Consider the following 25,901-nt stretch of genomic DNA (forward strand, 5'->3'; position numbering starts at 1 on the left):
GAAGTGGGGGAATTCTGATAACTTCTTGTTAAAACTATATTGATTGATGGAGTTATCATCATCAACATTACCTTTGATGTGAGTGATGTTTTACAGCCCATCTATTCGAACCTTTTAACCCAGATATTGTGTTCTCAGCTTTTAGTCTGCCTTTACTCCACTTAGCTGACTTTCATAATAATTTGAAATCTCCACAATTAAAGCTCCCATTCGTTCTTTCTCCGGCACGATAATCCGGCTTATCCCTTTATCTCGAAGCGCTTCAGCCGTGACTTTGCCGATAGCGGCAGCCAGTACATCTTGTTCAAAGACGGATTTCACCTCTTCTTCACGTCCATGTTCTCTTGCATAATCAAATAAATATCCGACTTGAACTCTTGTCGTGAAACAAACGGCATCCACTTCTCGCTGAATCAGTTCATTCATAATCGATGCAAGCGTCTCCTGATCAGGAGCATGATAACGATAAGGCAGTACGGGCTGAACATCCATGCTGCCCTTGCTTTGGATAAACCGATATAATTGCGACGATAACTCGCCATGAAGCTGAATCCACACCTTTTGATCTCTAAAATCAAAAACCTCAAGCTTTTCGATCATACTGGCAATCGTTCCATCGTCATCACAAACGACCGGATGAATACCAGATTTCTTCAAAATGGCGTTTGTTTTGTAGCCACGGCAGGCGATTTTGGTTTCTTTCAATCTATTTTCAAACTCAGATACAGCGTTAAGCCTCTCCGCAGCTTGAATCATGGCTTCAAAACCAATACCTGTCGTGAAAATAAACCAGTCCGCCCCCTGCTCGATAAATCGCTTTACATCCTCTTCCACTTCAATCGAATCAGAATCCGTTAATCCCTGAAGTGACCGGACAAGGGAGATTCCACCTCTTCGTTCAATAATCTCAGCCATTTCTTCTGTCTTTTGCGAGCCGGCAATGACAATTTTTTTGTTCTGAAGGTCTTTACTCATGGAAAATCTCTCCCCCATTCTTAAGTAATCCAACTCGTACCTCTTCTACCTGAACCTGAACCGGAAAAGTCCGAACCTGTCCCGTATCAGGATCAAGCACCTGACCATCCGTCAACGAAATCTTCCAGTCACAGATCGGGTCGAACAGAACGTCCCCGGATATAATTCCTTCTGCAATCGTGCCTCCGCGCGGACCAGGGCTTTTATTCTCAAGTGCATAGATCTGTCCGTTCGTTGTCTTAAATATCGCAATCTCTTCATTACCTAAGCGCACTACCCGTCCCAGTCTCTCTGTGAAATCATCTACATTGCCAACAAGATAATACGTGTATTCATTTTTATTCAATATCGGTTTCATCATGCAGCCCCTTCCTGTTTCTAGTCCTGTTTCGTAGAGACACTAATCTCTTCAAACATCCTTTCCCTTAAATTCGAATTATTCAGGATTTCACTCCAAGGTTCCTTCACCTGCGCCAGAGCGACCTCCATTCGCTCAGCCAAAACCCGGCGGTTATCCAGATCCTTGACTACAGCTTCGGTGACGGATTCCAATCCCATTCTTTCAATCCATTCCGAGGTCCGCTCCAGATATTTGCCTGTCTCCCGGTAGTGCTGCATGAACGCGGCGACAATCTCCAGAAGTTCTTCATCTGTTCGCACCTTACACAGCAGTTCAGCAAGTCGGGCTTTAATTCCGCCATTACCGCCAACGTAAATTTCCCAAGCTCCCTCATTGCCGACGATCCCAATATCCTTGGTTGATGACTCCGCACAGTTACGTGGGCAGCCATTAACGGCAAGCTTGAACTTGGCCGGCATATCTAACCGCTCGAACTTCTTCTCGAGCATTATTCCCATCCCCATTGAATCTTTCGTACCAAAACGGCAGAACTGTGATCCCACGCATGTCTTGACCGTGCGAAGCGCCTTCGCATACGCATAACCTGACGGCATGCCAAGGTCCTTCCAGATCTTCGGTAGGTCCTCTTTTTTGACCCCAAGCAGGTCCAGCCGCTGACCACCGGTTACCTTAACCAGCTTGACGTTGTATTTCACCGCAATATCAGCAATAAGTCTGAGATCGTCCGGTGTGGTTACCCCGCCGTACATCCGCGGCACAACGCCAAATGTTCCATCCTTTTGAATGTTCGCATGCATCCGTTCATTCACAAAACGTGAATCTCTCTCGTCCACATGCTCAGTTGGCCAGATCATACCCAGATAGTAGTTCAGCGCAGGACGACATTTAGAGCAGCCCTCCAGGTTATCCCATTCCATCGCATACCTTACTTCTTTAGATGTGATCAGCCCCTTTTCTTTAATTGCCGTCACGACTTCATCTCTGCTCAGTGTGGTACAGGAACAGATTGCTTCCTGTTTCGCCGCCGCTGAATCATACTTGTCCCCGAGCACATATTGAAGAATCTGCTCTACAACAGGTCGGCAACCTCCACAAGAACGTGATGCACTTGTGGCCACCTTGATCTCTTCCACCGTGGTTAATCCTTTTTCGTTAATGGCATCCACAATGTGTTTTTTCGTCACACCATTACAACCGCATACGATTTCCTCATCCGCCAGCTCTGCGGCCGTATTCCCGGTTTCGACCGAGGCTTGTCCCATAATCGCATTATGAATGGCTTCTGTCATTACAGTGCCTGTTCGAATCCACTGCTGCAGTCTGGAGGATTCCTTTACGTCACCGATCAGAACACCGCCGACGATCCGTCCGCCGCGCAGTAGCACTTTTTTGTAAATACGTAACCAGTCATCATGCATCCGCACTATAGACAGCCCTTCTGCATCCATAAACTCACCAGCGGAGAACACGTCTACACCAGATATTTTGAGTTGAGTAGATACCACAGATCCTTCATACGGCTTCGTATCCACTCCGCACAGATGCTTCGCAAGGACAGCTCCCTGTTCAAATAGTGGAGCTACGAGCCCATATGTAATGCCCCGATGCTCGTTACACTCCCCTACCGCATAAACATCCGGTGCTGAAGTACGCATATAATCATCCACAAGAATCCCGCTATTAACCACAATGCCGCTTTTCTTGGCTAATGCGGTGTTTGGTCGAATTCCGACCGCCATAACTACGAATTCTGCATCCAGCGTTGTTCCGTCGGTAAAACGAATACCGCTGACCCGATCATCTCCCAGAAACTCCTCAGTCTGTTTGCCGGTAGCAAATTTCAATCCTTGGCTTTCCAGCTCTGCCTGAAGCATCAGTGAGGCGGTATGATCGAGCTGACGTTCCATTATCTCCTCAAACAGATGGACCACTGTCACATCCATCCCCAGTTTGAGTAGCCCCTTGGCAGCCTCCAATCCAAGCAAGCCCCCACCAATAACAGCAGCCTTCTTGTACTGATCTGCTGCATGCAGCATGTTCTGGCAATCTGCGATATCTCTGAAACCTACAATTCCCTCTTTATCTGCTCCTGGTACCGGAAGCATAAATGGGTTGGAACCGGTTGCAACAATGAGCTTGTCATATGGAACCTCCATACCATTGTCTGCCTTCACGATTTTTTGTTCCGTATCAATATGCGTTACAGTCGTTCCGGTATATAGCTCTATTTCGTTCTCTAAATACCAGTCTCTGTCATTCAAAATGATGTCTTCTACTGCTTTACTCTTCTCTAGCACATACGATAACTGAATACGATTGTAGTTGGGATAAGGTTCACTCCCAAATACGGTAATCTTGTAGGTGCTGGGTGCCAGTTTTAAGATCTGTTCCACCGTGTTGATCCCAGCCATCCCGTTACCAATCAAGACTAAATGCCAACGTTCTTGTACCTTCACCATGCAGAAACCTCCTACCTATATATTCCTATCGATGACAAAGAAGACTTGTAACCTACTAAACAACACACTTACAATTGAACCATTTTTGGCAGTATTTATTGTATTTATATCAAAGAAGGGTTATATAGGGCAACTCTTATTTTGATTTTTAACAAACCAGATCTGCCCGTTAGTTTAATGAATTAACGACTAAATACCGATTAGCTATTCATCTAATCCGTAATCAGACTATGTTTTTGTCCATTCTGGCAATCGTACAAGTTCTTGTCCTTAGCTCGGGACAAGAACTTGTACCGATAAAATAAAAAAGCCGCTAAAATAGCGACTTTAATGGGATCAAGTTCTTGTCCCTCGACAGCTTTCAAGTCCTCAGCGACGTTTTCTATGTTTTTGAGACTGTAAGCTATGTAAAATTTCATATCGTCCCCCCATTTCAACCTTCTAACATGTGATCAGTTGCTTTCTGTCATTTGTTAATCTATCGTTTCTCATTAGTTGATTCTAACCATTGCCCCAAATAAGTCTTTTGAGGTAAATCCATATTGTTGTATGATTTAGAAATTTCCGAACGAAAAATATCCTTTGTTTTATTAGTGAGTATATATCCATTTATTGTGTTAACAATCATCTCAATTTCATATAAATTGTATAAAGTCATATCCATTTTCGAAATGATCGCTTGCTTACCCAGCACTTTGGATAAAGAAAAGTTAATTTGTTTCTTTACATCATCATTTAAACTTTCAAACAGGAGTACAAGGTTTTCAAGCTCCTCCTTGCTACCTCTCATCAAACTGGGGGATTGTATAGAGCTATGTCCTGAGATTGAAGACTTGATAGCATAAATCTCAAGGATGTCATCCATTTCAATTTTTATCTGTATCCCTTCTTCTGTTTCAACAAGTAGAAAGCCCTCATTTAATTCTTTAGAAACACCAAGGAAAAATTCATCTTGATTATTAACTTTAAATCAGAACGTTGTTCTTTAACTGTCATTTCAATAAATTGTCTCTTATTCATCCTATTATGCATGTGATCCCCTTCCCTTTTAAAGATAAAGTGTTCTATATGAGATATGTTGTTCCCTTTTGTCCTTAAACTATCCTGCCTGTTAGCTGAAAAAAGAACCGATCACGTTGGTCGGCTGCTTTTTTTTGTTTCATATCGCTATCGTTTCCCATTAGTGTAATCACCTATTCAAACATAGATTACGCTAATCTAACCTTATGCTTTCTAGACATTGTGAGTTAGCACAAGCAAGCCAAGATCTGGCTCTTGATTCTCTATATCATAGAATGGCAAGTTTGAGTAAGTCTGTTGCTTTGAACTTCGCTTTCAACCTTTTCTTGTTTCCAATCGCAAGTTTTTCTGAAATCGAAGTCCATATCCCAATTCGAATTTAGGTCGGTTAATGATTAAAATACTAAATCAATTCAACTAGATCCTGGTCACTAAATATTTATTGGATAGGATCTGAAAGTTGATCAGATTTGCTCTGAAAGTCACTCTAATAATTTAATTTCATTAAACTAACCTGCCCGTTAGTTGAACAATAGCAGCCGATCAAGTTGATCTGGCTTTCTTGTATTATTGAGCTATTGTTTCTTCGTTAGTTCAATGAGTTTTAATAATTTCTTGCCAGTTAGGAGGCAAGTCATAATCCCTAATGTGCTTATACTCAAGAACCGCTATTGATCCCGAGTTATCTATACTAAACCTCATTGAGTCGAGTCCAACATCCAAATGAGGTCCTACGTACGGGATAGTTTTAACCTGAACATCAATATGTGAAGAATGATATTTAACGTCTACATCAGTTCCATCCAAAAAAGGCGTAAACGTAGGTGACACAGTTAATTTATTTTTGTAGTAGTGGTTAATCTGTTCCTGTATTTTTGGAGCTAACAAAGTAAGTACAAGTCGTTTCAATGGTTCATCGTTTGGCTTTGCACAAATGGGCTGAATTACCATCAAGAAAACGATGACTGTTAGCAATGATCCCATTAATCTTTTCATTTCTGAACCCTCATCCCCAGATTTTTAAGGGTAGTTTTCACTAAATGAATATAATTTATTATGCTAACCTGCCCGTTAATTTAATGAATTAATGAGGAAAAGAACCGTTTGTTATATGTCGAATCAGTAATCGGACCATGTTCTTGTCCGTTGTTCTTGTCCTCAGCCTGGGACAAGAACTTGGTTCCTTAGAATAAAAAAAGCCGCTAGTTAGCTCTCTTATGTGCTAGAGCCATATAGATCTCAGATTCGATGTAATCAGCAGTTTCAACTTACTGCCAACCATAGTTCATTGAAATTAAGACTGTCTTAACTCCTGTAATTTCAAATTCCAGTCCATCGACCTGTTCGTAGCCAGCAGTGATACTTGTCTCGATACGATAGTCCTTAGCCTTTTCCCCTTAAATTGAAATAAGGAAGGAAGCCGAGAAGAGGCTCTGAGGGCAGACCCTTCTTCTCGGACCATGGCTGGATAAAATACTCTGACTCATTGCTCTTGAACTTTCCTAATTCTCCCTACGGAGTGCATCAACGATACTCACTCGATTTAATCTGTACATCGGTACAATCGTTGCGAGTAGCGTTGTTATCATCGAGCCGGCAAAAGCGATGGTGATACTGTACCAAGGGAACACCCAATCCGTATCCAAAACACCTGCGAAGAGATGATGTATTCCATAATCTATCCCGGTCCCTAGCAAAATTCCGATCACAGCTGCAAATAATCCATAGAATATGCTTTCTAAGACAATCATTGTCCTAACTTCCTTTTGGGTCATACCAATGGCCTTGAGAGTTGCAAACTCCTTTGTACGGAGAATTAAGTTCGTACTTACTGTGTTGATAATGTTCAGAAATGCAATTAGAACTATAACACCGATAAAACCATAAAGAAAAATACTAAAAGTCTTTGCATCGTTTTTAGCTTGAGCTAATTCTTCCACTCGATCCCTGTAATTAAATCCAGCATCTTTCTCCATTAATGATTTAAAATAGTCTGTTATGGTATGTCCCGATAACTCGGGATTAGCAAGAATAAAAATTCTTGAATAACTATCGTTACCCATAATCTTCGAGTATACTTTTGGCGTTGTTATAAATGAAACAATATGACTACTATTATATTCCTTCGACAATAAATCCTGATCGACGATACCGACTACAGTCACGGTCTGATATTTTTTGCGGCTACCGTCATAGGTTTGAATTTTGATCCGATCTCCGACTTTAAAATGGGTTTGATCGAGTATCAGTTCTTTGCCTTCCTCCGTTATCATGCTTAATTTTTGTTGAACAATAACGCCATTCTCTTGGTTCATTTTCGCTTTATCAATTTTCCCAGCGGTGAGTCTGGATGACAAGTCATCCAAACCGTTGTCTCCATAAGACGCGAGATAGTTATTATCGGTTCGATACCCCTCCTCTTGAGGAACAACATACCTATTTTTGTTTAATTCATAATATTTGGGGTTTATCTTATCTTTAGGGATAATAGCCATCACCTGATTACTATAAAATTTGTAAGCTTGCTGTACAGCATCTAGATGGGCAATATGTTGGTACACGGTATCATCGATTCGTCCTGAAGGACCATCATAGGAAAGCGAATAAGAATACTGCGCACCTGAGATTTGGGTGGTTTGCTTCATAAAACCGACCAAACCACTAAACACAATGAATAATATGATACTAATAATCATGGAAAAGACTGTAATTCGGAAACGCCTTTTGTTCCTTTTTAAATTTCTGCTTGCAAACTGTCCTACCATGCCAAACAGCTTTTGAACGAGCCTTGATGTTTTGATCTTTGAGATCTGTTCAACTCTCGTACTTCCCGCATTTTTCAATGCTTCAAGAGGTGATACGCGAGACGCTTGTTTAGCCGGTCCTATAGCAGAGAGGAACACTGTCAGCAAGCCCAATAAACCGGCAGAAATTATAACTGGTATGGAAAAGATCATTCTCATGTCATTTAAGAAGCCTAACGTCAACAAGCTAATACTGTGAAACAGTGCGCTCATAAAAAGGGTTCCCGTGAGAATCCCAATGGGTATGCCGATCAAGCTTAACAAGGTCGCTTCTTGCATCACAATTTTACGAATTTGGGCTGGTGTAGCTCCAATACACCTTAACATCCCAAATTGTGAAATTCGCTCCAGAACAGATATTTGAAAAATATTATAAATCATTGCAATCGTACAAATCATTATAATTGCAATAATTGCAGCGAATGCCAGGATTAAGCTGTTGTTCACACCTTCATAGGTGCTTTTGCCATACAATTTAAGCAGCTCATTATTGTATTCAACTCGGACGTTTTTAATATCGTTACCGCTATCCAGTTGCATGGCAGAATTTTGTTCCACGTTATTCATTTGTAACGAAGATAACAAGGCTTCAGTCTTCTCTTTAATCTCATTCAGGGACTTCATTTTGAGATAAATAAAGTACTTTTTGTTGTTATTGATACTCTGGTTATCATTTAAAGTAATGGCAGGATAAATGTACCTAGAAGACCAATTCCCCGTACTTGGTGATTTCATAAAACCTACTACGGTGTATTTTCTCTGGAATTCAGGTTGGAAGACTTCATCGAGATCCCAACCATAATCACCAAGACCATTTATTTCCTTGTCTTCCCCAGTTGATGCAACCTTGCGGATCCCAAGGTCTAAAGTAATCTCTTCACCGAGCTTTGGTTTTTCAGAAAAATAACTCAAACTTGATGATGAAAGAATAATCTCATTCGGGTTCTTTGGAAGCCTGCCTGAATCTAGCCGTACTTGAAGCATTTTCATCGCATTGGTATCATATCCTTTAATATTTAGGTACCGGTAGGGTGCTGCGAAGGGATCTTCTTTCTGTTCCTTCTCTTTTGTCTGCCGTACAACTGCATATCCTTCCCTACTAATAACGCCAGCAGTTTTTACTGTTGCATTGTTTATGACTTTCGGGACCGCTTCTCCTGAAAGATCATTAATAGATACGTGATATTCCCCATAATCTCGTACAGTTTGTCTGACGGACTTATCCCAGTAACTCAGGCCAACTGTCCCAATGGATGTAAGCAACGTAACCGACAAGATAATACCGAGTATCGTAAGCAGTGATCTTTTTTTCTGGCCCTTTAAGTACCTCCCAGTTAAAGCTGTATAGCTCTTCAACGTTCACTCACCTCGTTTGGTTGGTGAAGGACTCCGTCTTCAATTCTTACAACTCGATCTGCAGTTTTAGCTATGTTTAGATCGTGTGTAATCATAATCAATGTTTGATTATATTTTTTTACGGAAAACGTTAGCAATTCCATAATTTCTTTACTATTTTTACTATCCAGATTCCCGGTAGGTTCATCTGCCAATATAATCGACGGTTTATTAATTAGTGCACGCCCAATCGCGGTTCGTTGTTGTTGTCCGCCTGATAATTCGGATGGAAGATGATGTCTCCGCCCAGTCAAGCCTAAAATACCCATAAGTTCCTGGACATAATTTTCATCTCCTCTTTTATTCTCCAAGAGCATCGGCAACTTAATATTTTCCTCTGTGGATAGAACTGGAATCAGGTTGTATGATTGAAATATAAATCCTATTTTTCGTCTTCGAAAAACAGCCAGTTCCTCTTCACTTTTAGTATAAAGATCTGTGCCACCGATGATTACCTGTCCACTTGTCGGGTGGTCTACTCCACCTAAAAGGTGCATTAAGGTACTTTTTCCTGATCCACTCGCCCCTACGATCGCAACAAATTCCCCCTTTTGAACCGATAAATTGACATCCCTCAAAGCATCCACCCTTGCTTCATCACTTCCATAGGTTTTGCATAAATTCTTTGTTTCGAGTATTTCCATCTGTATACCTCCTAAGTAAATGTTTCACGTTGTATGTTTCACATTATAGACACCGAAGCTTACATTAAAGTGAAGAGGAAGCTTACGTTATCGTAAGCTTCCTCTACCTAGGCCCTTTACTAAACGAAATCCTAAACTCTGTTCCCTTTCCTAGCTGACTTTCAACGGTGATCATACCGCCTTGCTCTTCGATAATGGACTTGGATAAAGACAATCCAATGCCAATGCTTTGCGGCTTTGTAACGTTTTTCCCTCTATAAAACCGTTTGAAAATGTGAGGCAAATCTGCTTGGGAGATGCCTTCTCCTTGATCTCGAATAATTACTGTCTGAAATACTGAATTTTCTTCTATAATAATTTCAATTCGTCCCCCTAGTGGCGTGTGTTCCAGTGCATTTTTAATCAAATTTATCAAAGCTTCAGTCAACCACTCTTCATCCGTGAAAAGATACATATCTTCTCCACCATAAATATGAATTGTCTGCCTCTTCTGATCGGTTAGCATTCGCAACGAATGTACAGCATGATCCATTACTTCTCTTAGTCGAACACGTTCTAATTGGAACGTTATTGCTCCAGCTTCAACTCGTGCCAGCTTCAGTAAACTGATAATCAGCCACTCCATTCGTTCTAGTTGTTGGTGGCTTCGATCCAAAAATTTTGTTCTCATTTCTTGCTTCATATGAGGATCATCCAACAGATTCTCATTAAAAACGATGAGGGAAGCGAGTGGCGTCTTTAGCTGATGTGAAATATCAGAAAGCAGATTGCGTAGAAATGTTTTCTCTTGTTTGAGTTGCCGTAGACTATTGTGTAACCGTTCGGCCATCGCATTAAAATTTCTTCCTAAGGCACCAAAGTCTCCATCATCATTTTCCGGAAGCGGTTGGCCAAATTGATGTTCTACAACTTGCTCTGCTGCAAAAGTTATCGTTCGAATCTTCTCAAATATTTTGCGATATTCCCATCCTAATAACAACAGAAATGGAATACTAAAAAGCAAAACTTGAACTGCGGTTTTTATGGGTAACGCGTTATTAGAGAGAATGTGTTGATCTCTTATGTCCATATCTTCCTTGTATCCATATTGAGCCAGGCTACGTTTTCCTTCTGCAATTTCTTGTTCTTGCGCTCCCTGAGTGATAAAGTGGACAATTTCATTTTCTAATTGCGGTGCCTGCTTCAAGACATAGCCAATCACTGCAGCATTCTGATTAACCATAGCCTTGTTGATCAGGCTAACTTGATAACTCATAAAAAAGAACATGAGGACCGCTAACATAACTTGTACTACAATGACTTTAACAGTAACAGACTTCCACTCTGGATTGCGCACGAATTCAATCATGGTTCATCGCCCTACCACTTCTGCATTCCATTTATATCCGACTCCTCGAACTGTTACGATGTATTCCGGTTCTGCAGGAACATCCTCAATTTTTTCTCTTAATCTTCTGATATGAACCGAAAGGGTGTTGTTATCAATGAATTCTCCTGACATATCCCATAAACCGCTCAGAATGCTACTTCTGCTGCAAATTTGCTTAGGATGAGTCATTAACATGATTAGCAATCGAAATTCCATTCCAGTCAACATGAGCGCCTGTTTGTATTTAAATACGGTTCCTTCAAGAACCTGAACTTCAATATCATCGGATATCCATCTATTTGGTTTATCCATAGCTTGTACATTACGCCTTAATACAGCCTTCATTCTAGAGAGAAGTTCTTTGGTACGAAGCGGTTTGGTCATATAATCATCTGCTCCCAAATCCAGGCCTGCTACAACATTTGCTTCCTCATCCAGAGCAGTCAAGAATATGATAGGAATTTGGGAGGATCTACGGATTTCCCTACATAGATCATATCCCGAACCATCAGGTAAATTTATATCTAGCAGAATTAAATCGATTGTATCGGCCATTAAAACCATTCTGGCTTCTTCTAAACTGCCAGCAATAACAACGGTATAATCTTCACTCGTTAAAGTATATTCAATACCGAACACCAAATTTTCATCATCTTCAACCAGTAAAATTCGATTCATTTAAGCACCTCGGATTCAAAAAAAAATTATAAATACTTTTTTCTCGCAAATTTTTCTATTAGTATAACAATTTTTACAACTTATCAAACAAATTGCTGTTTCTGTGCTTCGTCAATTTATTTAATGTATCATGAGAGTTTTTTTTCACAAAGCTCTTTTTTGGGCAGATGGAGTAATTCATTAACGAAAAAAGAAGCTAGGTATCGTCAAATATTGATTATTATTGCTCGCACAAGAACGAGGTGGATTTTCAATTCGCATTTTTTGCAATTAATAATATCTAAAAACAGAAAAAGTCGCTGAATAAGCGACTTTTGAATAGAGCAACAACTACCATGCTCCTTTTATAAGCGTAAGGAGTCAGATTAATCACACCTTTTGCTTCTTTCGGGACCAAACAACAACCGGTATAAGTAGCAAAGAAAGGAATCCTCCGATAAAAGAAAGTGTTGTGTAACTGGATTGGGCCACGACCATGCCCGATAATGCTCCCCCAGATGCACCAGCTAATGCGATTAGGACATCCACTGTACCCTGTGTTTTTGCCCGAGTTTGGGGTGGTGTCGCATCAACAATTGCTGCTGTTCCACTGATCAATCCAAAGTTCCACCCTAATCCAAGGAGTGCAAGACCAAGAATGAGCAGACCCATTGAATCTCCAGGTGCAAGTGCAGACACCAAGCCTGCTAAGAGCAAAGTTACACCTGAAGCGTAGGACATTACTGTACGCCCATATTTATCGACGAGAGCACCAGTAATTAGGGAGGGCAGATACATTGCTGCAATATGGATACCGATGACTAGACCAACATCTCCTAGACCATGTCCATGATGTTTCATATGTACTGGTGTCATGGTCATAATGGCAATCATTACAATTTGAGTTAATACCATCACCGTAGCTCCTACGATGATACCTGATTTGTTAACGATTGGTTCATGAGGAGTTGTTCCATCCACACCGTTTTGGATGTCTTTTGCACGCTGTGCTTCAGCTATAGCTTTTGAAACGATAAATGGATCTGGTCGTAAAAAGATGAGAAGAACCAATCCGGCTACTATATATGCCAAGGCTGCCAGCATAAACGGACCCGACAAGGCAGGAGCTCCCATCGAAATTGCTACTCCCCCCGTGATGTTTACGAGATTCGGTCCAGCAACTGCACCAAATGTCGTAAAAACCATGGCTGCACTAATGGCTTTTGCACGCTGTGTAGGCTGTGCCAAGTCTGTACCAGCATAACGGGCTTGTAGGTTTGTTGCTGTACCGGCACCATAGATTAACAATGAAATAAAGAGTAGCGGCACACTGTCCAACATGGCAGCTAATACAACACCGATCGCGCCAATCCCCCCTGCGATAAATCCTGTCGCTAATCCTGCACGACGTCCAAAGTTCTGAGAAAGGCGACCGACCAATAGCGCAGCACCAGCAGATCCTAACGTAAATAGCGCAGCCGGCACTCCGGCGAAGCTGTCTGTCCCCAGCATATCCTGAGCAAGCAGCGCCCCCACCGTCACGCCTGCAGCTAATCCAGCTCCTCCGAAAATCTGTGAAAGAATAACGATCATCATGGTTCTTTTATACAATTGACGCTGCTTCTCAGGTGACTCCACATATTTCTTTAGTGAGTCTGAGATATTTGTCTTACGGTTGGAATCTAATGAGTATTCAGACATATCCTATTCTCCCTTTTATTAACCAATTCAATTGAATAATTATCTTCCGGGTATTTTAAAAGCCATACGTTTGTATGACATTTAAAATCTGTCTTAACATTTCCATACGATGTGGAAATCATAGTTTTATAATTCAAGTAAAACCAGGTTTAGTGAATCTGTCCATGATACTCTTGCCATTCATATACTCCTTCCTCCATATGAAAAGCTGTATAACCCTCTTTTTGCAGCATCTTTACCGCCTCAACCGCCAAGACACAATACGGACCTCGGCAATATGCGGCGATTGGAGTCCCTTTGGGGAGAGTCTGTACGAAATGATGCATTTGCTCCATCGGAACGGACATAGCTCCTGGGATATGACCTGCTTCGAATTCTTCTGAAGGACGTACATCCAATAAAATAATGCTACCTTCCTCCATTTTTTTCATCACTTCGTTCATAGATAGCGTATCTAACTCCCCGAACTGACACATGAAATCGTTTTTAATTCGGGTAATATCCGCCAGTTGAATTTCACTAATTCGCCATAAGGAATTTAAGAACCCCTCAACCTCAGGACTTGCCAAGGTGTAGATGACATAGGTTCCCTTCTTGTTGAATCTCACAAGATTAGCATCATGGAGTACTTGAAGGTGACGCGATACATTAGCCATGCTCATTCCGGTGGCTTCAGCCAGCTTTTCCACCGTTTTTGGTCCTTGAGATAACAGATCCATAAGTTCCAAACGTTTATCACTGGACAAGCACTTTCCAATTCTAGAAAACTGACGGTACAAGTCATCTTTGAAAGCACGAACGGGAAGTCCTTGTGTCATAATTTTCACTCCATATACTATTCAATTTAGTAATTGAATTATAATCTTGGATTCTTGATCTCGTCAAGGTTTTACGATCAGAAATATTATCATACCTAAAGATAGGTGTATGTTTTTCGATTAAAATGAATGTTAATCTCCTTATTAGAAATTCATCTATTAGTTAATCATAACAAGTTCTTCTCCCTCTACAATCCATCCATTCTAGAGAGACCTAATAACCAACTAATCTGTTATGGCTTTACTATAAAATTTAATTGTACACTCACTTGGAACTAATCAGTATAAACAGACGACCCGTTAAATCTTTCCTAGGGTTCTAAGGAAACGTAACCTTCCACTGTAATTTGGACATCTGATTTAGTTAAAAGTTGACCGATCTGACAATTCTCTTCTGCGCTCTGTTGTAAGGTTTCAGCCATGACTTTATTTTGACTGGTTGATTCTGAGTTCTTCAAGATAATATGTGGACGATGAATGATGGTCAAGTGCCCATCCGGATTGGTTTCACCCTCTGTAACCATAGACAGTTCAAATACCGGAATTCGACTTTGATCCAACATATATACCAAAGTCATTAGATAACAAGCTGCTGCGGAAGACATAAGAAGCTGTTTGGGTTCAACACCTTCTCCACTCCCTCCTTTTAATACAGGAATAGCAATTGGAGTTTGGAAGTTATCGCTCTTAATATTTCCATTCCCTTTTGCATTCCCATACCAAACAGTACTCAAAGTTATTTTTTGTTTTGCCATATCGACCATTCCCCCCATACATGATTAAAACACTATTTCCTAAACAGTAAATTTCCTTAAACGCATCATTAGATTCAAGTAATAAACCGACATAGCTGACTGCAATGTCGGTTGGCTAAGTGATTACTAGAATGCATCATAAATACGGATCTCCGGTCCAGCTTGAAGCAAATCCTTCAGTCCAACAACAACATCATTCGTGAAAAGGTCGCTTTCTAGGTATGCGCTAGCTTCATCTTCACTGTTAAAGCCATGTAGAACTTGAACATCTTCATCACGAATTAATAATTCCTTAGATACAGCACCAGCAATACCTGAAAGAAATGGCTCTTTATAGGTTGAATAAACTTTTGCAGCCGCCTCGCGTTCCGGTGCATTAATCTTGAGCGTAATTTGAAGATATGCCTTTGCCATGATTATCAAAAAACCTCCATTAGGTGATGTATTGAACTTCTAATTCAAATTATCAATCAATCGATTGAATTATAGTTTGCAGTAATTACTTTCGTCAAGTAAATATCTTTTGTCCGGTTCTTGATTACATGGAAGAACATGATACAATTTTATTAATCAATTGAATCAATTCAACCGTTGAAGCGAATGATTGATAATAAACACAGCCCTATATTGCAAAACATAATTACTTAGAATAGAGGTTAATCATGATGGAAGATAAATTGGATACAGCAAAGGTGTTAAAGGAAGAATTGTATAGACAACTTGCGCGAATCGGGAAAAGTTTATCCAGTGACAAACGACTTGAAATATTGAATGTATTAGCTCAAAGTCCTAAGACTGTAGAGAAATTGGCACAGTTTACAGGCATGAATATAGCTAACGTATCACGCCATCTGCAAATTTTGCTTGATGCAAAGCTTGTTAAGTTCACCAAAAAGGGAACTTATGCCATTTATTCAGTAGCAGATCCGGAAGTTATTGATTTTATGTCCTCCCTTTGGCGTATAAGTGAGAAGCAACTTCCTGATATTTCAAAATTGAAAGATGACTTTATAAACAATTTGGATGGAATCCAAACACTGAATATGGATGAAGTAATGGAAAAGGCAAATAATGAATCCATTATTTTGGTGGATCTGCGTTCGAAAGAGGAATTTGAGACGGGACATATCCCTGGAGCCATTTCAATGCCCATGAACAAGCTAGATACCATGATGCTTGAACTACCTAAGAACGCTGAAGTCATTGCTTACTGTCAGGGACCAGTTTGCGCATATTCAGCACTTGCAGTTGAAAAGTTGCAACAAGAAGGTTTTAAAGCCTACCGTTTGGACGCAGGAATTAATGAATGGCAAAGCCATTTCATGAATTAAGCATCCTTCATAAAAAAACCACCTATTCATCATTTGAATGAATAGGTGGTTTTTTGTCAACAAATTGACATCTTACTTTATTTAGGAAACCAACGATGTCATATAGGTAGAGACAAGCGAATCATAGTATTCTATATCACCTGAAGTTCTGGACAGCAACTGGGCACCTTGTACAAAAGCAATAAGTGTCTTTGCTTGTTCCAAAGCAGGACTAAAAAATGAAAACTCTCCATCTAATTTTCCTTGTTCGAGTACATGCTGAGTCCAAAAGGTATTGGCTTCAAAAAATTTGTTTAATTCATCACGAATTTCGATTGGAAAGGAATTCAGTTCAGCAGCCATCATGGAGCACAAACAAAGCTTGGTATTGTTTTCTAACGTTTCACGATATAGTCCGAAGAAAGATTCTATTTTCTGCTTCCCACTCGAAGGTTGATCGTTAATTTGTTGAAGTTTATCCATAAATTCTTTACGATATCGAATCAGAACAGCCTGTACTAAGTCTTGTTTAGATGGGAAATGATAATGAATACTGGCTTTTCGTATTCCAATTGCATTTGCAATGTCAGCATAACTAAAACCGTTATAACCCCGCTCTTGAACTAGGGTGAGACCTATATCCATAACCTCTTTTAATGTATTTCTTTTATTATTCATAAGTGAAATCTACCATTCAGTAAGTATACTGTCAAGGTTTCCTCCTCCCCATGTTATAGAATCGGTCGGTTAAAATCACAACAGTATCATTTGGGGAAAGTTCTTTCTCCCAAACGAATGGCAATCGGCCTACATCCAGTAGTTTGGCATCTGAATGTAGTTGGAAATACTGTTGATCAAGATTTAAAATGGTTACCCTCTTGGATGATACTTACATGTTTAATTAGCCAAACCGAAAAGACGCATATTAGAATCCATACTAACATACCGTATCCTCTTCAAAATAAAAATCAGATTCAATGCGCAATAGATTAGACTAACCCTCAATTAGTGCTTGAAAGGCATCGCCAGACAGCTTACTGAATCACCCAATCGATTAATATATGACTTTTTGTACAAACTATCCTAACCCATCTTCAAGTTCCCCTTTACATGTATAATTTGGCTTTATTGATTGTACCGCTTAATGACTTCATCCACGACTCTTTCGGCTGATTGAAGTGCTCCTTCCAGATGACCGCCTTGTTGTGATGCCATTTCGGTTCCCGCATAAAAAATATTCTGCAACGATTCTGTTTTGTCTATTATTGGACCGTAATTTGGGAAATCCAGTAATGGTTCTGAGTCCTTCTTCACTGCAGTGTGTTTATCTGAAGACCAATCTTTGTATAATACTCCTTTAACACGTTTTGCTGACGGCCCGAATAGATGTGTTAGTTGTTTCATCACAAGTTCAAATAATTGTTCTTTTCCCGTATCCAAACGCACCTTAGCAGGGAGACCAAAGAAGCCAAAAAGCGCACCAGAACCACTAGAAGGTGAGGCATCATGAATTTCTTGTAAAGGACCTACCCTACTTGAAACAAATCCAGAAAGTCCTTGATCACGCCAGAATGGGGTATCATAAACAGCTACTATCTTTGCTTGACCTCCCATCCAGGTCGGCTTATTTATTAAATTGGATTGTAATTCAGAATGGAGTCTGGGTAAGAAAGAAATATTTTGCTCAATGATCCGTGGTGGTAGAGCAACGATAACTGAACTTGCATAAAAGTTCTTCCCATCAGTTTGAACCTTTACTTTGCCATTAATATCTTGATGAATAGCAGTTACCTTGGTATTCAAATGAATGGTTTCGGTTGGTAGTGTGGTTACTAAGGCATCAATAAGCACTTGTACTCCACCTACAAACCGGAGTGAATACTCCATCGCTCCTGCGGGCAAATCATGTTGTATTGGTGGTTCAGTACTGGATCGTTCTACTAGCATCTTCCCATGAGTAAATTGCTCAAATGTTTGCAAGTTAAGCTTTTTGACCAGTTGGTCCATTGCAAATTCATACCGAGGCCAGTACCAAGTCGGTCCCAAATCGAATTTCCCTAGCTCAGGCTCACCTTCTACCCCAACGCTCAGGACCCTTCCCCCAACACGGTCTCTTGCTTCCAAGACGATGCATTTGATTCCCTGTGCATGAAGTAAAGTAGCTGCACGAAGTCCACTTAACCCTGCCCCAATGATTATTACAGGTTCATCTTTGTTAAAATGATTTTTCATTCTAGTGCTCCTTTATAATGATAGAAACTTATCCTACATCGGTATTGCAAAGTGAATTTTATGCTTTCAAAGTTTACGGATATAAAGGTCGAAGCTGAATGATTGACATCTTGGATTATGCGTACATTTTCCCATCAATATGCAAATAAAACCCGGGCTAATCCTTCCAGATTAGCCCATAAAGAATTAACGGAGGCGAGCAGTAACGCCGCCATCCAGAGGCATAACTACGCCAGTAATCCAGGAAGCCGAGTCACTAGCCAAGAACAAAATGGCTTCAGCAACATCATTTGTTGTACCGTTCCGTCCAATGGGATGAAATGCATTAAAACTTGGCAACACTTCAGCAACTTCTTCTTCACTCATAAATGTGTTGTAAATCGGCGTTTCAACAACAGCTGGTGCCACTGCATTCACTCGAATACGATCTCCGGCAAATTCTACCGCCAAGTTTCTAGTCAACGCATGTCTTCCTGCCATAGCTGCCGAATATGCAGATGATGGTGTTGCTTCTACCGCGCTAATGGCCCACATTGAACCGGTATTAACAATGGCGCCGCCACCTCTTTTTTTCATTTCAGGGATTGCGGCTTGGGAAGGATAGAACGTCCCTTTAACGATTGCATCCAAATAAGATTGTAAATCATCTTCCGTGTGGTCCAAGAATGGTGTTGGGTTGAATTTCCCTGTGTTATTGACCAAGATGTCTACACCGCCAAACGTTTCAACGGCTGCCTGAACCAATTTTCTGGATGTTTCTGGCAAGCTAATATCTCCTGAGACAGCAATGACTTTCTTACCGGATGGATCGATTTCCAAGGCAGCCTGCGTCAGAACATCCTCCCGACGTCCATTGATGACTACATTCGCTCCTTCTTCAAAAAATCGTTGTGCAGTCGTTTTGCCAATCCCTGTTCCACCACCAGTTACAATCACCGTTTTATTTTCAAATTTCATTTTCCACTTCTCCTTTTTACCTACTAATAGGTAGTTTATGATGAGCACACTGTATTTCACCTGTTTTAAAAATAATCAGCAACAATTTTAGGGTTGTTGCTGATTGACCTTATTATTTATTTAATAAGGTCAAGGATTTTCGTTTTAAGAACATCTCTTTGATTAATTCCAATCATTGTTTCGATCAATTTACCATCTTGAAACAAAAGTAATGCTGGAATGCTCCTAATACCAAATTGTGAGGCAAGTTCAGCCTGCTCATCTACATTAACAGTAGCGATTGTTGCTTTTCCCGTCAGATCATTAGCTAATTCGTGAATGATAGGAAGTTGCATTTGGCATGGACCGCACCACGCAGCCCAAAAATCTACCAAGGTTATGCCTGACTGTATTTGTTTTTGGAAGGTCTGACTATTCAATGCAATTGCACTCATAAGAGTACCCCCTAATGTATAATTCTATCAATATTATGTTCAATTGATTAATTGAATTATAAGACTGCAAAATACTTCTGTCAACCACGTTTTTATATCTAGTGTTTCATGGTCATCTCCATCTCAAGCTATCAGCTACTCCTAAGGCATAGTTAAAAAACTAGAAGCAAATTCGTTCGAGACACACAGAACATATTGGACTTATATTTATCTTTTTTGTTTAGACATACTTAAGACTGCCCGAAACCTTGTTTTTGCTGACATCATTTTTTCATATGCTTCACTTGCCTGTTCTAGAGGGAAAATTTCAATTAATGGTCGTACATCAGTCAAAACACTAAACCGGACTGCTGCTTCAATCTCCTTGGACTGGCCAGTAAATGATCCCTTCACGCTATGAGAGCCTTTTAAGAAATCCAAAGCTGATAACTCTAAACGATCTCTGGTTCCTGCTACAATAATGAGTTCTCCGCCCGAGTCTAACCCACGGATTAAAGAAGATATCACGCTAGCGTTTGGCGCTGTGGCAAGAATAACTTTAGCTCCGCCGAGGGCTTTCAAAGCTTTGGAAGGATCTTTTTTTTCTGAATCAATGTATATATGTGCTCCAAGTTCCCTTGCCAAGTCTTCCTTATCCTCACCTCGGGATATTGCAACTGTTCGATAACCAGCTTTCCTCGCGTATTGGACAGCAAGATGTCCCAATCCACCAATGCCCGAAATGGCAACTAAATCACCTGGACGTGCCGAACTATTTCTTAATGCACTAAATGTAGTTTCACCGGCACACATTAATGGAGCTGCCTCTTCAGAAGAGACTTCGTCGGGAATAAGAACTAGAGCATCTTCATAAGCAACCATGTACTCTGCGTACCCGCCATCCATGGTTAATCCTGTTACTTGATTGTGCCCACTATGATATCCTAAACCTACACGTTGCCCAATTTCCCACTTCGTCGATCCAACACCTTGTTGTTCAACTACTCCAACAACTTCGTGGCCAGGAATTCTCGGATATTCCGGAGCATATCCTTTAATCGTACTCGTATCCCCATTACAGACCCCACACGCTTCTATTCGAAGAAGTATTTGTCCTTCTGCAGGAACAGGTATTGGAATTTCAACTAATTTCATTGGTTCACCTTTTGCAAAAACTTGAATTGCTTTCATTTGATTCACTTGTTTAACCTCCTTGAGCAGTTATTGAGTATATTATAAAAAAGTACAAATAATTATTCAATTGAAATATTGAATAATTGAACAAAGAGTTTAATTTCTTATATTTATTGCTAAAAAATCCGTTAAAATAGCGGCTTTCAAAGGGACCATGTCCCTTCTCCCACGACTTTTTGAGATAGTTCTCTACTTGAATTATCCGGCTTTGTTTTTGTCTTCGTGTACGATGAACATATTACTTCTTTCCTTCTCCAGGGTAGTTGGGAACTTTATGTAAAATTCCAGTTTGGTAGGGAACTTTGTGTCACGGAAAATTGACACAAAGTTCCCTACCAAAAATTAAAAAACCTTCTAATATAATTGATTCCTTTGTTGCCCAGGAAGATGGTCAATAGCTTGTTTGCTGATGCACCAAAAATTGCTGAGTTACGGTCAAGTTGAAGAACTTTACAATAGATTGTTGTACCGACAGCTTCTCTCAATTGTGCCCCGTTTTCAAACTCAGTTTCGTCGATAGGGATAATTCCTTTGATATGACCTACGAATACAATACCGCACACCTTGCCGGCGTGAGTTTCAATACTCATACTGCGTAGAAGCTGCCAGGCTTTTTGGTGAGAAGCGGGGAAATCCTACAATTCTTCAGAATAAAAAGCTTTAGATACGGATTCCGTAGCTTTATCAATAAAAGCTGCAATTTTACTGGGGCTTTCCTTCAGACCACTACTCACCCACTTTTTAATAATAGCTATACTGCCATGAGCGGTGAACGTATACCAGGACTCAAATAATTGTGGATCAAAATATTTTAATTCCGTCTTCCATCGTTCAATAGTTAAATCGTGACTGATATAAAGGATTCGTTCTAATAATTCTTTATCGCCATGCTCTGAGAACAGAACCTCACATATCGTTTTATTCGCTTTTATATACTTACATAATTCATAAGATAGCGTTTGAGGGTTTGAAGAACTCATCCCAACTTGCTTAATGTCTTCGTAAAGATCATTTTCAATCGTTGAAAGAAGCTCAAACTGATTAGCATAGTGTGTATAAAAGGTGTTGCGATTAATCCCTGCTTCTCTGCAAATGTCGGTCACTGTAACTTTATTGATAGACCGTTCTGTCAAAAGCTTCAACAGGCTTTCTTTGATAACCATTTTTGTATATCTCACTCTGTGATCTGTTTTTTTGTCTGCCATAATATCCTCCCATTTAAAATAATGAACAAATCTAAGGTGGTTTGTATGATAACTAACATATCTCAATCGAACAGCCTGTTGTTTAAGTAACACAGTGAAATTATATTTATTTGAACGTTCAATTCTATTTTTAAACTTAAATGGAGGTAAAATATGGGTGATATAACTGTAGTGCCTGTATGGATAATTCAAGATATTATAGTCTTAATTGCTGCTGTTCTAATGGTTTTCTATATCCTTGATAAGGAAACACATCCCAAAACGGTTCTACTGCAGTTTATAGGTTTTGTGTTTTTTTACGCAGCCGTTTTTGAAATTACTGCTTCATCGCTTGGGGAAGGTTTTTACGCCTATGGGCGGAGTATTTTAATGTTATTTAATATACCGATTACTGTCCCTATTATTGAGTTTCTGATCATTTATTCAACTTTGCGTGTTCTAAAGTCTGTAAATATACCGTCCTGGACTAAACCATTTATTACGGGATTGAGTGCTATGGTTTTTGACTTTTCATTGGACCCGGTGGCTGTTAAACAGATATTTCAGACTACAGATGGACTCATGGCAAGATGGACTTATTATCCGCTAGCCGGTGAGCCTCAAATCTATGGGGAACCTGTGATGAATTTTACAGGATGGATTTATATAGCGGGATATTGGACCATCTTTATTCTAATTGGTGAATGGTGGCATGAAAAGAAAGGCTACAGTAAATCAATTGGTTATGTCTATCCGTTTTTGGCGGCCATTCTGTCATTAGCGTGTATGTTCTCACCTTTGTCTAACTTCTTTAATTATATGGGGCCGTTCTTCGAAAGAACCTCTAATATGCAATGGGTGATGTTGATTACACTTTCTGTAATTACAATCGGAATTTTAGCATTAGCTTTTATAAAGTTTTGGGACCGGAAGGTTAATTATTCAATCACTCCCAAAAAAGATTTTCCTATCATGTTTACTTTCGTGGGGTTCCCCCTAGTCAATACTATTTTTTGCATTATAGGAGGTTACACGGAAGTGTTGTGGCTGGTCGCTCTGGCTCAGATCTTATTATTGCTAGGCTGGATAGGAATTTACATTATGGGTAAAAAAGCAAGTCCAATCAAGAAATAACCATAAACCCAAGCATTGAGGCAAAGACACACTTTCATTAATATTCCTTTTCGGCATTTTTATTTTGGTGCTTCTTGCTTACATGAAAAGAAATAGACCGCCCAACCTAAGGTAACCGGTCTATTCCGACCACCACCTAGCGGGCGACTGCTCTTTATGTAGTTTCAATTGAACAATTTCCTGTTTCTATCATAATAAACGTATTAACAAGCTAAAGACCCGCCTGATCCGCGAGGATCCGGCAGGTCTTTTATTGGCCGAATGATATTTGAATATCTATAAATCGCTTTGCGAGATTCGAACTTCCGATTGCTTTGAAGACGGTCCAAAGGTCCTTAAGCTCACTTTGACATCCTACTTTGACAAGCCGTACGCTTTTCGGATCAGCGAGAAATATTCGTCCGCCTTAACCACCTGGAACTCGGCTCCAAGAGATTCCGTAATCGCCAGCACATCCGATGGGGTCATGCTCCATGCATTAATCCCAACCGAAATAAACGTTGGAGATTTGCCATCCCATTCGGTCTTGGTACGATTCAAAATATCTTTACCATCCTGCACCGTTGAGATGCCTCGCAGAATGGAAACCGGAAAGCTGCCATTCATGATTTGAACAGTGGCTTTGTCTTCGCCTGCGAGGAACAGGCCTGGAAGTTTATAGTTCTTCTCATACGCAGCTGCAATCGAATCACTCAGCGGAACGTCTTTTCCAAGTTCACGATTGAGTACAAAAGGGTACGACATGTTTGTTTTCTTCAGATAAGAGAAGGTTTGTTTCAGATGTTCCGGGAATGTGCCTGTCGGCCAAACATTTGGATTGAAGTAACCCACTCCAGATGGGCCTGCAACTAGCTGATCATTTGGCGTCGCCGTTGAACGGTAATAGTTTAAAATGGCAGGCGCTGCATCGTAGAGTAACGGACTGGAAGTCCAGTTGATAGGCACTTTACCCCGAGCGGGATCAGCCCACAGGTTGCGCATATGATTCTGATCGTATTGCATGTTGTCACCTTCGCCAAAGGTATAGGTTACATAGATTTTGTTCTCCAGATTGGATTTTACCGGTTTGGGAGCAGGCTGTTGTTTTACGTTTGATCCTGAAAATACGGTCATGTTATGGAACCAGTCGGAAGGAACAACATAGACACCATGACGAGATGTGAGTTCTATGCCAGCAACTTCGCCTTCAAAATCATTGTCGAACCAACCCAGATAAGGTGTTCCTGGCTTTACATCAGACAGGATCTTCTCGAACAGCGCCTTTTCCTCTGGCACACTGGTAGACAACCAGAACACCATGGCTTTGTTCGCTACAGCATAATCGCGGAGATAGCCATAAGGTTCCTTTTCTTCAGACGAGAGTGGTTGAACATTACTCGCAGATACCTTGTATTGGTTCCACATCTCGATCGATACGGTTAGTTGCTTTGTGTCCGCTGCAGGCTTAAATTCGTATACAAAGTAGTTTCCATTATCTGCGAAGCGGTGATCGCTTCCAGGCAAAAATTTGGAGTTATGTCGGTCATAGAGAAACGCTTCTTCCTCAGAAGAACCCGTTTTGAAATCCGCAATAATCTGTCCATCTGCTTTCACCGTCACTTGATGAACGGCAGGTCCCCAGCCATCCTGAGGAAAGGCATCATTAAAGCGGAGGTAGACCGCTTCTTTTCCCAAATAGGATGACAAGTCATAGTCATAGGTCTTCCTGTTGCTTGCATCACGAACCTGTTCCTTCTCGACTCCTACCGTTTGGAATGAATCAAAATTTCCGGACGGAATGGGGATGGAGGTGTCTGGACTCAATCCGACCAACATTCGTTGAGTGGTCTGGCTCCAGAGATGCTCATACTGCCAGTTGTATGCATCCATACGATTCTTGAACTTGCTCTGCAAATCTTCAATTACCGACAGGTGATACGGTGCAGCAGTCAATTGTTGAGCCAATTCAGGACTGGCAACAACAGCATTTTTGAGTCCGGCTAGTGTCGTGGCCACGTTAATGGAGTCCGGCAGCTGCGGATCATATACGATAATGCCTTTGATCTCTTTCGCATATTTCTTGAAAACATCCATTACGTTGTCATGCTGCTTATAAGGGACGTTCAAGTCCTGCAGCCAAGGGTCTACTTTATTCTGTTGAATGTAGATTCGCGGCTTTTCTCGATTGATTACCCCTTCAAGCGTCGTCAAAAGCAATTTGATATCGCCAGATTCCTCATATACATTCGCCACATCCAAACGTTCTACTTTATTGAAAGTTGGAAGCGCTTGATTTTGAGGCCACTTCAAAGAGTTGGTATGCTTCAACTCATCTGTGGCAGCAAATGCACTAGCCGATAACACGGTTGTACAGACCAGGGCAACACACAAAACGGTTAATTTACGAATCATAAAGTTCATATCTCCTTTTAGAGGTTGGTCAAAAAGTCAACTTTTGATCACGAGGTAACTCGAGAAGCGGATTCGACATCGAATCTTGAATTCAGCCGGGCCTTCCGTTGCTCACGTAGGTTCTCCTA

General features: G+C 40.6%; 24 protein-coding genes and 1 pseudogene. 3 read left to right on the forward strand and 22 right to left on the reverse strand.

The features are described from left to right. Positions 1-141: 141 nt before the first annotated feature. The 14 genes from FE296_RS26605 to FE296_RS26670 all read right to left on the reverse strand — a co-directional run bounded on the left by FE296_RS26605 (position 142) and on the right by FE296_RS26670 (position 15,372). Positions 142-975 (reverse strand): uroporphyrinogen-III synthase, encoded by an 834-nt coding sequence (locus tag FE296_RS26605; protein WP_124115039.1) that lies wholly within the window; start codon positions 973-975, stop codon positions 142-144. Then, positions 968-1,333, reverse strand: coding sequence for a nitrite reductase (NAD(P)H) small subunit (locus FE296_RS26610; protein WP_150367689.1), 366 nt, complete (start codon positions 1,331-1,333; stop codon positions 968-970). Before FE296_RS26610 ends, FE296_RS26605 begins: the two co-directional genes overlap by 8 nt. Positions 1,334-1,353: 20 nt before the next feature. Then, positions 1,354-3,795: a nitrite reductase large subunit NirB gene (nirB, locus tag FE296_RS26615; RefSeq protein ID WP_150366968.1), complete on the reverse strand. Its 2,442-nt coding sequence runs from the start codon at positions 3,793-3,795 to the stop codon at positions 1,354-1,356. Between the two features lie 212 nt (positions 3,796-4,007). Further along, positions 4,008-4,214 (reverse strand): hypothetical protein, encoded by a 207-nt coding sequence (locus tag FE296_RS26620; RefSeq protein WP_150366970.1) that lies wholly within the window; start codon positions 4,212-4,214, stop codon positions 4,008-4,010. A 59-nt stretch (positions 4,215-4,273) separates the two neighbouring features. Further along, positions 4,274-4,660, reverse strand: a complete 387-nt coding sequence (locus FE296_RS26625; protein ID WP_124115036.1) for a hypothetical protein — start codon at positions 4,658-4,660, stop codon at positions 4,274-4,276. Between the two features lie 749 nt (positions 4,661-5,409). Further along, positions 5,410-5,811 carry a DUF3888 domain-containing protein gene (locus FE296_RS26630; RefSeq protein WP_124115035.1) on the reverse strand — a complete coding sequence of 134 codons (402 nt, stop codon included), beginning with the start codon at positions 5,809-5,811 and terminating at the stop codon, positions 5,410-5,412. Between the two features lie 506 nt (positions 5,812-6,317). After that, positions 6,318-8,975 (reverse strand): ABC transporter permease, encoded by a 2,658-nt coding sequence (locus FE296_RS26635; RefSeq protein WP_150366972.1) that lies wholly within the window; start codon positions 8,973-8,975, stop codon positions 6,318-6,320. Further along, the gene (locus tag FE296_RS26640) at positions 8,972-9,658 is read right to left on the reverse strand and encodes an ABC transporter ATP-binding protein (protein ID WP_124115033.1); all 687 of its coding nucleotides are present in this window, start codon (positions 9,656-9,658) and stop codon (positions 8,972-8,974) included. The genes FE296_RS26635 and FE296_RS26640 overlap by 4 nt, the downstream gene beginning before the upstream one ends. 103 nt (positions 9,659-9,761) lie before the next feature. Beyond that, the gene (locus FE296_RS26645) at positions 9,762-11,006 is read right to left on the reverse strand and encodes a HAMP domain-containing sensor histidine kinase (RefSeq protein WP_150366974.1); all 1,245 of its coding nucleotides are present in this window, start codon (positions 11,004-11,006) and stop codon (positions 9,762-9,764) included. Positions 11,007-11,009: 3 nt separating this feature from the next. Continuing rightward, on the reverse strand, positions 11,010-11,705 hold the full coding sequence (locus tag FE296_RS26650) for a response regulator transcription factor (RefSeq protein ID WP_124115031.1): 696 nt from the start codon (positions 11,703-11,705) through the stop codon (positions 11,010-11,012). 369 nt (positions 11,706-12,074) lie between these two features. Next, positions 12,075-13,385, reverse strand: coding sequence for an MFS transporter (locus FE296_RS26655; protein ID WP_124115030.1), 1,311 nt, complete (start codon positions 13,383-13,385; stop codon positions 12,075-12,077). Positions 13,386-13,534: 149 nt separating this feature from the next. Continuing rightward, positions 13,535-14,203, reverse strand: a complete 669-nt coding sequence (locus FE296_RS26660; protein WP_150366976.1) for an ArsR/SmtB family transcription factor — start codon at positions 14,201-14,203, stop codon at positions 13,535-13,537. 311 nt (positions 14,204-14,514) lie between these two features. Beyond that, positions 14,515-14,958 (reverse strand): OsmC family protein, encoded by a 444-nt coding sequence (locus tag FE296_RS26665; RefSeq protein ID WP_150366978.1) that lies wholly within the window; start codon positions 14,956-14,958, stop codon positions 14,515-14,517. A gap of 126 nt (positions 14,959-15,084) precedes the next feature. After that, positions 15,085-15,372, reverse strand: coding sequence for a hypothetical protein (locus tag FE296_RS26670; protein ID WP_150366980.1), 288 nt, complete (start codon positions 15,370-15,372; stop codon positions 15,085-15,087). A gap of 251 nt (positions 15,373-15,623) precedes the next feature. Between FE296_RS26670 and FE296_RS26675 the strand changes: the two genes are divergently transcribed. After that, entirely contained in the window at positions 15,624-16,289 is a 666-nt protein-coding gene (locus FE296_RS26675) for a metalloregulator ArsR/SmtB family transcription factor (protein WP_150367690.1), read from the forward strand. 81 nt (positions 16,290-16,370) lie between these two features. Here the strand turns inward: FE296_RS26675 and FE296_RS26680 are convergent, their stop codons facing one another. The 7 genes from FE296_RS26680 to FE296_RS26710 form a co-directional block, all read right to left on the reverse strand. Continuing rightward, positions 16,371-16,946 (reverse strand): TetR/AcrR family transcriptional regulator, encoded by a 576-nt coding sequence (locus tag FE296_RS26680; RefSeq protein ID WP_150366982.1) that lies wholly within the window; start codon positions 16,944-16,946, stop codon positions 16,371-16,373. 447 nt (positions 16,947-17,393) lie between these two features. Then, entirely contained in the window at positions 17,394-18,500 is a 1,107-nt protein-coding gene (locus tag FE296_RS26685) for a flavin monoamine oxidase family protein (protein WP_150366984.1), read from the reverse strand. A 186-nt stretch (positions 18,501-18,686) separates the two neighbouring features. Continuing rightward, on the reverse strand, positions 18,687-19,457 hold the full coding sequence (locus FE296_RS26690; protein WP_150366986.1) for an SDR family NAD(P)-dependent oxidoreductase: 771 nt from the start codon (positions 19,455-19,457) through the stop codon (positions 18,687-18,689). 116 nt (positions 19,458-19,573) lie between these two features. Beyond that, a complete protein-coding gene (trxA, locus tag FE296_RS26695; protein ID WP_124115024.1) occupies positions 19,574-19,891 on the reverse strand; it encodes a thioredoxin in 318 nt (105 codons plus the stop codon). 207 nt (positions 19,892-20,098) lie between these two features. Beyond that, on the reverse strand, positions 20,099-21,070 hold the full coding sequence (locus FE296_RS26700; protein ID WP_223869043.1) for a zinc-binding dehydrogenase: 972 nt from the start codon (positions 21,068-21,070) through the stop codon (positions 20,099-20,101). A gap of 326 nt (positions 21,071-21,396) precedes the next feature. Beyond that, complete coding sequence (locus FE296_RS26705) at positions 21,397-21,654, reverse strand: hypothetical protein (RefSeq protein ID WP_150366988.1); 258 nt, start codon at positions 21,652-21,654, stop codon at positions 21,397-21,399. Between the two features lie 45 nt (positions 21,655-21,699). Then, the gene (locus FE296_RS26710) at positions 21,700-22,269 is read right to left on the reverse strand and encodes a TetR/AcrR family transcriptional regulator (protein WP_206105750.1); all 570 of its coding nucleotides are present in this window, start codon (positions 22,267-22,269) and stop codon (positions 21,700-21,702) included. A gap of 153 nt (positions 22,270-22,422) precedes the next feature. Here FE296_RS26710 and FE296_RS26715 point away from each other — a divergent pair, with 153 nt between their 5' ends. Further along, positions 22,423-23,382, forward strand: coding sequence for a carotenoid biosynthesis protein (locus FE296_RS26715; RefSeq protein WP_150366990.1), 960 nt, complete (start codon positions 22,423-22,425; stop codon positions 23,380-23,382). A gap of 25 nt (positions 23,383-23,407) precedes the next feature. Continuing rightward, positions 23,408-23,497 (forward strand): annotated as a pseudogene (locus tag FE296_RS33575) (putative holin-like toxin); the annotation flags it as partial. Positions 23,498-23,736: 239 nt separating this feature from the next. Here FE296_RS33575 and FE296_RS26720 read toward each other — a convergent pair. Further along, complete coding sequence (locus tag FE296_RS26720) at positions 23,737-25,773, reverse strand: GxGYxYP domain-containing protein (protein WP_150366992.1); 2,037 nt, start codon at positions 25,771-25,773, stop codon at positions 23,737-23,739. Between the last annotated feature and the right edge of the window lie 128 nt (positions 25,774-25,901).

This window comes from Paenibacillus sp. UASWS1643 (genome assembly GCF_008693195.1).
GTDB classification, from domain to species: Bacteria; Bacillota; Bacilli; order Paenibacillales; family Paenibacillaceae; genus Paenibacillus; species Paenibacillus amylolyticus_B.